At 46.9% G+C, this 9,540-nt stretch carries 7 protein-coding genes and 1 rRNA gene; all 8 read left to right on the top strand.

Annotation, left to right across the window (positions count from 1 at the left end; translation table 11 throughout):
- Window positions 1-42: 42 nt before the first annotated feature.
- The 8 genes from rrf to EJA10_RS21915 all read left to right on the top strand — a co-directional run bounded on the left by rrf (window position 43) and on the right by EJA10_RS21915 (window position 9,501).
- Window positions 43-158 (top strand): 5S ribosomal RNA (gene rrf, locus EJA10_RS21950).
- A 597-nt stretch (window positions 159-755) separates the two neighbouring features.
- Complete coding sequence (locus EJA10_RS21945; protein WP_125482165.1) at window positions 756-1,217, top strand: CtsR family transcriptional regulator; 462 nt, start codon at window positions 756-758, stop codon at window positions 1,215-1,217.
- A gap of 26 nt (window positions 1,218-1,243) precedes the next feature.
- Complete coding sequence (gene mcsA / locus EJA10_RS21940; protein WP_125482164.1) at window positions 1,244-1,789, top strand: protein-arginine kinase activator protein McsA; 546 nt, start codon at window positions 1,244-1,246, stop codon at window positions 1,787-1,789.
- 2 nt (window positions 1,790-1,791) lie between these two features.
- Window positions 1,792-2,871 carry a protein-arginine kinase McsB gene (gene mcsB / locus EJA10_RS21935; RefSeq protein WP_125482163.1) on the top strand — a complete coding sequence of 360 codons (1,080 nt, stop codon included), beginning with the start codon at window positions 1,792-1,794 and terminating at the stop codon, window positions 2,869-2,871.
- A gap of 4 nt (window positions 2,872-2,875) precedes the next feature.
- Window positions 2,876-5,314, top strand: a complete 2,439-nt coding sequence (gene clpC, locus EJA10_RS21930; protein ID WP_125482162.1) for an ATP-dependent protease ATP-binding subunit ClpC — start codon at window positions 2,876-2,878, stop codon at window positions 5,312-5,314.
- A gap of 279 nt (window positions 5,315-5,593) precedes the next feature.
- Window positions 5,594-6,973 carry a DNA repair protein RadA gene (gene radA / locus EJA10_RS21925; protein WP_125482161.1) on the top strand — a complete coding sequence of 460 codons (1,380 nt, stop codon included), beginning with the start codon at window positions 5,594-5,596 and terminating at the stop codon, window positions 6,971-6,973.
- Window positions 6,974-6,977: 4 nt separating this feature from the next.
- The gene (gene disA, locus EJA10_RS21920) at window positions 6,978-8,051 is read left to right on the top strand and encodes a DNA integrity scanning diadenylate cyclase DisA (protein WP_125482160.1); all 1,074 of its coding nucleotides are present in this window, start codon (window positions 6,978-6,980) and stop codon (window positions 8,049-8,051) included.
- A gap of 358 nt (window positions 8,052-8,409) precedes the next feature.
- Window positions 8,410-9,501, top strand: coding sequence for a PIN/TRAM domain-containing protein (locus tag EJA10_RS21915; RefSeq protein WP_125482159.1), 1,092 nt, complete (start codon window positions 8,410-8,412; stop codon window positions 9,499-9,501).
- The last annotated feature ends 39 nt before the right edge of the window (window positions 9,502-9,540 follow it).

The following is a 9,540-nucleotide window of genomic DNA, read 5'->3' as shown; positions in this document are numbered from 1 at the left end:
CACATTATCTAGTTTTGAGGGAATAAAACCTCAACCAAATAGTCTGGTGGCGATGGCGAGAAGGTCACACCCGTTCCCATACCGAACACGGAAGTTAAGCTTCTCAGCGCCGATGGTAGTTGGGGGTTTCCCCCTGTGAGAGTAGGACGCCGCCGGGCACCAAAAAGGACAGCTGTTATGGCTGTCCTTTTTTATGTGTAGGATTCTCTACTCAGGTTCTCAGAGTTTTCCTGGCATAAGCTCTAGATGAGTGAGTTGGTCGATATATCCGCAAATGTGGTCGATATATGGGAAAATCCGCCGATATATCCCGAAATGTGGTCGATATAATCAGAAATCCGCTGATATATTTAAAAATGTGGTCAAAATATTAATATTTTAATTGGACGTTCAAACATAAAACTTATCAAAATTAATCACTTTTTGCATGCCAAATCAAATCATACCTCATAAGCTTAAGTGTATATCTTAAACACAAAAACCATTTCCCGGAACCAAAAACGCTCAAAAACCATCACCATTGAACCAAAAACACAAGAACCGTCCCCCTGATTCCGGAAAAAATCTCCCACCCTTTTTTTATTTCGAGTTTCCACCTATTCTAAAATGGGTATAATAGCCAACACACCCCTATTGTCATGTTTTGGCATACATAATTTTGGCGAAAATAATTCTGATTGCATCAATTGCAAGGAAAAAAATTTTTTTGTATAATTAATGTCAAATATAGTCAAAGTCAGATAGGGGGAGGTTTAGTGAGGAATATATCGGACATCATAGAAAATTACCTTAAGCAGGTTTTGGAAATGAGCGATCGAGAAATCGTTGAAATCAAGCGAAGTGAAATCGCCGATAAATTTCAATGCGTACCGTCCCAAATCAACTATGTCATCAATACAAGGTTCACGATTGAACGGGGTTATCTTGTGGAGAGCAAACGGGGCGGAGGCGGGTATATCCGTATCATAAAGGTCCAGGCTTATGATCATGCACACTTGATTGATGATTTACTGTCTTTGATTCTAAGCCGAATTTCACAGAGCAGTGCCGAGGATGTCATCTATCGTCTTGTTCAGGAGGATGTCGTTACGGACCGCGAAGCCAAGATCATGCTAAGTGTTCTTGACAGGTCCGTCTTGTATATCGAACTCCCGCAACGGGATGAATTAAGGGCAAGAATGTTGAAGGCAATGCTGATGGCGTTGAAATATAAATAAATCAAAGCTGATGAAGAGGTGAGGGCATGATCTGCCAAGAGTGTAATCAAAGGCCGGCAACGCTGCACTTCACGAATTTTTCAAATGGGGAAAAAACGGAAATGCATTTGTGTGAAAAATGCGCACAAGAAAAAGGCGAGATGTTTATGATGAACAACGGGCCTGCATTTTCGATCAACAGTTTGCTTGCCGGACTGCTGAATATGGAACCTGCTTTTCCGCAGAAGAACGAAGCTTTTCAAACGGAGCAAGTGCTCCAATGCCCCCAATGCTCGATGACGTTTCCACAGTTTGTCAAAGTTGGCCGGTTTGGCTGTGCGACTTGCTATGATGCTTTTCGGGAACAGCTGGCACCGATCGTGCGAAGACTCCATAGCGGGAATTCGGTGCATAATGGGAAAATCCCAAAAAGAATCGGCGGCGGCCTCCACTTAAGGAAGCAAATCGACGATTTAAAGCAAACTCTGAAAGATTTAATCTCGCAGGAGGAATTTGAAAAAGCTGCCGAGACCAGGGACCATATCAGGGAACTGGAAAGGAAATTGTCAGCGGGTCAAGAGGGAGGGGAGTAGCCTTGTCATTGGAGAAGTTCATCAATCAGGCTGTCAGCTCCTGGATGAGTGATGATGGTCCTGATTCAGATATCGTCCTCAGCTCTCGCATCCGGTTCGCCCGGAACCTCGATGAATATAACTTTCCGACGTTGTTTACGAATGGAGAGGCCGAGGCGGTCATTGGCACTATCATGGAGCGTGCACAAAAAACGGCTCTGGGTTTTGGGAAACTCGAACTGGTCAAGATGGATGGGATCCCGCCATTGCAGAAGAGGGTGCTTGTTGAAAAGCACTTGATCAGTCCGCACCTTGCTGAAAATGCTCTGCATGGAGCTGTCCTGCTATCTAAAAACGAAGAGATCAGCATTATGATCAATGAGGAAGACCATATCAGGATTCAATGTTTATTTCCTGGCTTCCAGTTAAGTGAGGCCCTGGAAGCAGCCAATAAGATTGATGATTGGCTTGAAGAGGATGTCAACTATGCTTTTGATGATAAATTTGGCTATTTAACCAGCTGCCCGACAAATACAGGAACCGGGATCAGGGCATCGGTCATGATGCATCTTCCTGGTTTGGTCCTTACTCAGCAGATGAACCGGATTGTTCCGGCGATTAACCAGCTTGGGCTGGTGGTAAGAGGGATTTATGGCGAGGGTAGTGAAGCACTCGGCAATATTTTTCAAATATCCAACCAGATCACCCTGGGGAAATCGGAAGAAGACATTGTTGAAGATTTGAAAAGCGTCGTAAGCCAGATTATATCTCAGGAAAGGTCGGCGCGGGAAGCATTAGCGAAGACTTCGAACATACAATTAGAAGACAGAGTGTTTCGTTCATACGGAACACTTGCCAACAGCCGGATTATCGAAACAAAGGAAGCGGCACGCTGCCTGTCCGATCTAAGACTTGGAATCGATATGGGCTTTATCGAAAACATCTCAAAATCGATTCTGAATGAATTGATGATTTTAACTCAACCAGGGTTTTTGCAGCAATATGCGGGTGGTCCGCTAAGACCGAATGAAAGAGATATCCGCAGAGCTGCTTTAATAAGAGAACGATTGAAAATGGAAACAAAAGAAGAGTCAGGAGGATGATCTTATGATGTTTGGACGATTTACCGAGAGAGCACAAAAAGTATTGGCACTCGCACAGGAAGAGGCGATCCGCCTCGGACATAATAATATCGGCACAGAACACATCTTACTTGGCCTTGTGCGTGAAGGAGAAGGCATTGCAGCCAAAGCGCTTTACGGCTTGGGATTGGGAGCAGAGAAGATCCAGAAGGAAGTGGAGAACCTGATTGGCCGCGGACAGGAAACTTCACAGACAATCCACTATACGCCAAGAGCCAAAAAGGTCATTGAGCTTTCAATGGATGAAGCAAGGAAGCTGGGCCACTCATACGTAGGGACAGAACATATCCTGCTCGGATTGATCCGCGAGGGTGAAGGCGTTGCGGCGAGAGTGCTCAATAACCTGGGTGTCAGCCTGAACAAGGCGCGCCAGCAGGTACTCCAGCTTCTTGGCAGCAACGAGACATCAGGGCATCAGGGAGGCGGAACGGCGAATGCCAATACTCCAACGCTTGACAGTCTTGCCAGGGATTTAACGGCGATTGCCAGGGAAGGCAGCCTTGATCCGGTTATTGGCCGAAGCAAGGAAATCCAGCGAGTTATTGAAGTGCTGAGCCGCCGGACGAAGAACAACCCGGTCTTGATCGGGGAGCCTGGTGTAGGTAAAACAGCGATTGCTGAGGGTCTTGCACAGCAAATCGTCAATAACGAGGTACCGGAAATCCTGCGTGACAAGCGCGTCATGACTCTTGATATGGGAACAGTTGTAGCTGGAACGAAATATCGTGGTGAATTTGAAGACCGCCTGAAAAAAGTAATGGATGAAATCCGTCAGGCCGGCAATATCATTCTCTTCATTGATGAGCTGCATACATTGATTGGTGCCGGCGGAGCTGAGGGTGCGATTGACGCGTCCAATATCCTGAAGCCGTCACTTGCTCGTGGTGAGCTGCAGTGTATCGGGGCGACAACACTTGATGAATACCGTAAATACATCGAAAAAGATGCTGCACTCGAAAGACGTTTCCAGCCGATCACGGTTGATGAACCGACTGCCGAGGAATCGGTCCAGATTTTAAAAGGATTGAGGGATCGTTATGAAGCGCATCACAGAGTATCAATCACCGATGCAGCGATTGAAGCAGCTGTAAAGCTTTCGGACCGATATATCTCTGACCGCTTCCTTCCTGACAAAGCGATCGACTTGATCGATGAAGCTGGCTCCAAGGTGCGCCTGCGCTCTTATACCACTCCGCCGAACCTTAAGGAGCTTGAGGTGAAGCTGGAAGAAGTGCGCAAAGAGAAGGATGCGTCTGTCCAGAGCCAGGAATTTGAAAAAGCGGCTTCTTTAAGGGATACGGAGCAACGCCTTCGAGAGCAGCTTGAAAATACGAAGAAGTCATGGAAAGAAAAGCAAGGCAAAGAGAACAGTGAAGTTACTGTAGAGGATATTGCGAACGTCGTGTCCAGCTGGACGAATATTCCGGTATCCAAGCTTGCGCAAACAGAAACGGATAAGCTTCTGAACCTTGAAGAAATCCTGCATTCACGCGTAATTGGCCAGGAGGAAGCCGTAAAGGCAGTTGCCAAGGCTGTAAGGCGTGCTCGTGCAGGCTTGAAAGATCCGAAACGTCCGATTGGTTCATTCATCTTCCTGGGACCAACAGGTGTGGGGAAGACGGAGCTTGCCAGAGCATTGGCTGAATCTATGTTTGGTGACGAGGATGCGATGATCCGCGTTGATATGTCCGAGTACATGGAGAAGCATTCGACTTCACGTCTTGTTGGTTCACCTCCAGGGTATGTTGGATATGATGAGGGCGGCCAGCTGACTGAAAAGGTCCGCAGAAAGCCATATTCGGTCATCCTGCTTGATGAGATTGAAAAAGCACACCCGGATGTGTTCAATATCTTGCTGCAAGTCCTTGAAGACGGCCGATTGACCGATTCAAAAGGACGTACAGTCGATTTCCGCAATACGATCATGATCCTGACATCCAATGTTGGGGCAGAAGCATTGAAACGCAACAAATATGTTGGCTTCAATATCCAGGATGGAGCACAGGATTACAAGGATATGAAGGGCAAGGTGATGGAAGAGCTGAAAAAGGCATTCCGTCCTGAATTCCTGAACCGTATCGATGAAATTATCGTCTTCCATGCTCTTGAAAAGCCGCATCTGAAAGAAATCGTTACGTTGATGTCAGATCAGCTTGTGAAGCGTCTGAAGGAACAGGAAATCACGCTTGAGCTGACAGAAGCAGCAAAGGAGAAGATTTCCGAAGAGGGCTACGATCCGGAATACGGTGCAAGACCGTTGCGCAGGGCAATCCAGAAGCATATCGAAGACCAGCTGTCTGAGGAATTGTTGAAAGGAACCGTCCTCACCGGGCAAAATGTCGTCATTGATGTGGAAAACGGTGAGTTCGTCGTCAAGACGCCAGAAGGATCTGCTCAGGCTTAAATGCTTAATGATTAACAGTAAGGGGTATACGTACTAAATACGTGTACCCCTTTTTTTACTAAAAATCCCGAACCACCCACACTTACAAGTACATCCCTTTTATATGGTTCCAAACGGACCGCTTTATCAGAAAAATGGAATTGCGGCTTCCTGATGTGAACATAATTTAACAGAAGATAAAATTACATATGTCCTTCAGTCGCTATCATTTCTATTATTCGTCGATTGGCATTATTATTAAGGTAATTACTTTTTACAGAGAGATGCGAGGCAAAGAACATGGCTAAAAGAAAAACTAAATTCATGTGCCAGGAATGCGGCTATGAATCTCCAAAATGGATGGGGAAATGTCCGGGGTGCGGACAATGGAATAAGATGGTCGAGGAAGTCGAGAGCACAGGTTCAACGAGAAGAGGAGCATTTGCGCATAGTGCAAATACGGGTGTTGCTGCAAAGGCCACCCCAATTACAACGATTGAAACGGTCAGCGAACCGCGGATTACGACCGACCTCAATGAACTGAATAGGGTGCTTGGCGGCGGTGTTGTCAGGGGTTCACTTGTCCTGATCGGCGGAGACCCGGGTATTGGAAAGTCGACACTCCTTCTCCAGGTTTCGTACCAGCTGGCGAAAAAGGCCCACTCTGTCCTTTATATTTCAGGTGAGGAGTCGATGAGACAGACTAAGCTTCGCGCAGATCGCCTTGGTGTGACTTCAGAGAATCTGCTGGTCTATTCTGAAACGAATCTGCATGAAATCAGCTTGACGATTGAGAATACAAATCCGGATTTTGTCATCGTTGACTCGATCCAGACGATTTTTCATCCCGAGGTGACGTCTGCTCCAGGAAGTGTTTCGCAGGTCAGGGAATGTACCGCGGAGCTGATGCGGATTGGCAAGACAAAGGGAATCGCCATTTTTATCGTCGGGCATGTGACAAAGGAGGGCTCGATCGCCGGTCCAAGGCTGCTCGAACATATGGTTGATACCGTCCTGTATTTCGAAGGTGAGAGGCACCATACCTACCGGATTCTGCGGGCAGTAAAAAACCGTTTTGGCTCAACTAATGAAATGGGCATATTCGAGATGAAGGAAGCTGGTCTGGAAGAAGTGGCGAATCCTTCGGAGATTTTTTTGGAAGAAAGATCGCAGGGAGCGTCCGGCTCGACGGTCGTGGCATCAATGGAGGGCACAAGACCGGTGCTGGTGGAGATCCAGGCTTTGATTTCACCAACGAGCTTCGGGAATCCAAGGAGGATGGCTACGGGAATAGACCATAACCGGGTCTCGCTGTTGATGGCGGTCCTCGAAAAGCGTGTGGGCCTGCTTTTGGCTAACCAGGATGCTTACCTGAAGGTTGCCGGCGGCGTGAAGCTTGATGAACCGGCAATTGATCTCGCGGTGGCTGTGAGCATTGCTTCCAGTTTCAGGGATAAGCCTACCCGTGCTTCAGACTGTATTATCGGCGAGGTCGGCTTGACCGGGGAAGTCAGGAGGGTCTCAAGGATCGAACAGAGGGTCCAGGAGGCGGCGAAACTTGGCTTTGAAAGAATTATTTTACCGGAAAATAATCTTGGCGGATGGACTCCTCCAAGGGGAGTGGAGCTGATTGGCGTATCATCTGTCAGCCATGCCTTAAAAGTCACCTTAGGGGGTTGAAGGATTGGATCAGAAAGAACTGGAAGAAAAGGAACTGGGTGAAATCCTTCAATTTATCGCTCCTGGCACACCGCTGAGGGATGGGATTGATAATGTTCTCCGCGCCAATACAGGCGGGCTGATCGTGTTTGGTTACAATGAAAAAGTGAAAAGCCTTGTGGATGGCGGTTTTGAGATTAACTGCAGGTTCAGTCCTAGCTTTTTATATGAACTGGCGAAGATGGACGGAGCGATTATCCTGAACGATACTGGCAGCAAAATTTTATTTGCCAATGCTCAGCTTGCGCCTGATTCCAGTGTTCCTTCGACCGAGACAGGAATGAGGCACAGGACCGCGGAAAGAGTTGCGAGGCAGACAAAAGCGCTCGTGATTGCGATTTCGCAGCGAAGGAATGTCATCACTCTGTACCAGGGGAACCTGCGTTATGCCTTGAAGGACATCGGCGTGATTTTAACGAAGGCCAACCAGGCCATCCAGACGCTTGAGAAGTACAAGGTCGTACTTGAGCAGGGAATCACCAATCTTGGAATCCTCGAGTTTGAGGACCTTGTTACGTATAATGACTTGCTGCAGGTGATTCACCGGTTTGAAATGGTTCTGAGGATCAAGAAGGAACTTTTGACGTATCTGAGTGAACTGGGAATGGAAGGCCGTTTGATCCGGCTGCAAATGCAGGAGCTCTTATCAGAGATGGAAAAAGAAGCGCTGCTGGTCATCAAGGATTATTCGGCAGATGCCGAGGTAAAGGCTGAGGATGTGATGGGACGTTTCCAGGAGCTGTCGAGGTCGGGAGTGATAGAGGATTCGACCATCCTGAAATTGCTTGGCCGCCAGGGGTATGTCCACATGGATGAATTCATTTACCCAAGAGGCTACCGGATGCTGAACAAGATCCCGCGTCTGCCGATGATCATCATCGAAAACCTGATCCAGCGGTTTGGAAAGTTCACGAACATGATTGCGGCCACTGTGGATGAATTGGACGACGTCGAAGGCATAGGCGAAGTAAGGGCCCGCAAAATCAAAGAAGGATTCAAGCTGATAAGGGACCAGCTGATGGCAGACCGCCAAATCTAATCCCAAACATTGGCGGCCTGCTTTTATTTGACACTACTATGGCCCGGTGCTACTTTTAAGATAAGTTTTTTCCCTATATGGAGTATGGCAATCTTGTAGCTTTAGCGTTTGCAAATACTCAAACTGCTTTCTGTTTTTTGCGGCAGTATTGATAAAAAAGAGCCGATTAATTTGGACAAATACGCAACCTTTTCACGGGTTGAATCGTATAATCCTTTGTGTAGATTAAAAGGCTTTGTTTTTAGGAGAGTCTGTTTTCTGATTGGAATTGTACGAAAAGAGTCTTAGAAAAATTGTTTCAAAATGCAGGGTTTCAAAATATGGAAGTTGTTTATAATGAGTAAAAGGAGGTGAAAGGATGTTAAGACGTATCATTCAAGCCTGCTTCCTGATCATTGGGGGAACGCTTGGTATATTCTTAATTCCTGATTTATTATCTTTAATGAACGCGGGGGACATGACTCTCATCAATAATCCTTATGTAACTGCTGTTTTGGGCGCACTTATTTTTTATCTTCTTACTTTTTGGGCTGTAGATCCTGTGACCAATTTTGTGAGGTGGGCGGAAGAATCGTTGATCAAAGCCCCAATTACAGATGTTCTATTCGGCAGCGTCGGCCTTTTCTTTGGCTTGCTGGTGGCCTTTTTGGTCGGGTTTGCGCTTAACGCGATCCAGGTGCCGGTTGTGAATACTGTTGCACCGACACTCCTTACCCTATTATTTGGTTACCTTGGTTTCCAGGTAGGGTTTAAGAAGCGTGATGAACTTTTAGGGTTATTTTCAAAAGGGAAGAAAAAGAGCAGTGAAGAAGAGCCGGAAAAAGAAGAACGTCCCAGACAGTGGAAGATTCTTGATACGAGCGTAATCATCGACGGAAGAATCGCCGATATTTGCCAGACAGGATTTCTTGAGGGCGTGATCGTTATCCCGCAATTTGTGCTGGAGGAACTGCAGCATATTGCTGATTCGTCCGATGTGCTTAAGAGGAATCGCGGCCGACGCGGTTTGGACATCCTTAACCGCATTCAGAAGGAATTGAAGATTAAGGTCGAGATTTACGAGGGCGATTTTGATGATATCCAGGAAGTGGACAGCAAGCTTGTCAAGCTGGCAAAGCTGACAAATGGAGTCGTTGTGACCAATGATTTCAACCTGAACAAGGTATGTGAATTACAGAAGGTTGCCGTGCTGAATATCAACGATTTGGCCAATGCGGTAAAACCGGTTGTCCTGCCAGGCGAAGAGCTGAACATCCAGGTGATCAAGGATGGCAAGGAACACAACCAGGGTATTGCCTATCTTGATGACGGTACGATGATTGTCGTCGAGGAAGGCCGTGATTATATCGGTAAGCGGATTGATGTGCTGGTCACAAGCGTGCTTCAGACATCCGCCGGCCGAATGATCTTCGCGAAGCCCAAACTTTTGGAAAAAAGCATAATCAGTTGATCTATCCCCGGATGATCAAGCTTTGATGGGCAGTTGATT

Source organism: Mesobacillus subterraneus (assembly GCF_003937825.1).
Lineage (GTDB): Bacteria > Bacillota > Bacilli > Bacillales > Cytobacillaceae > Mesobacillus > Mesobacillus subterraneus.
Note: the sequence above shows the minus strand (reverse complement) of the source record. Positions and strands in the feature narration are given on the sequence as shown.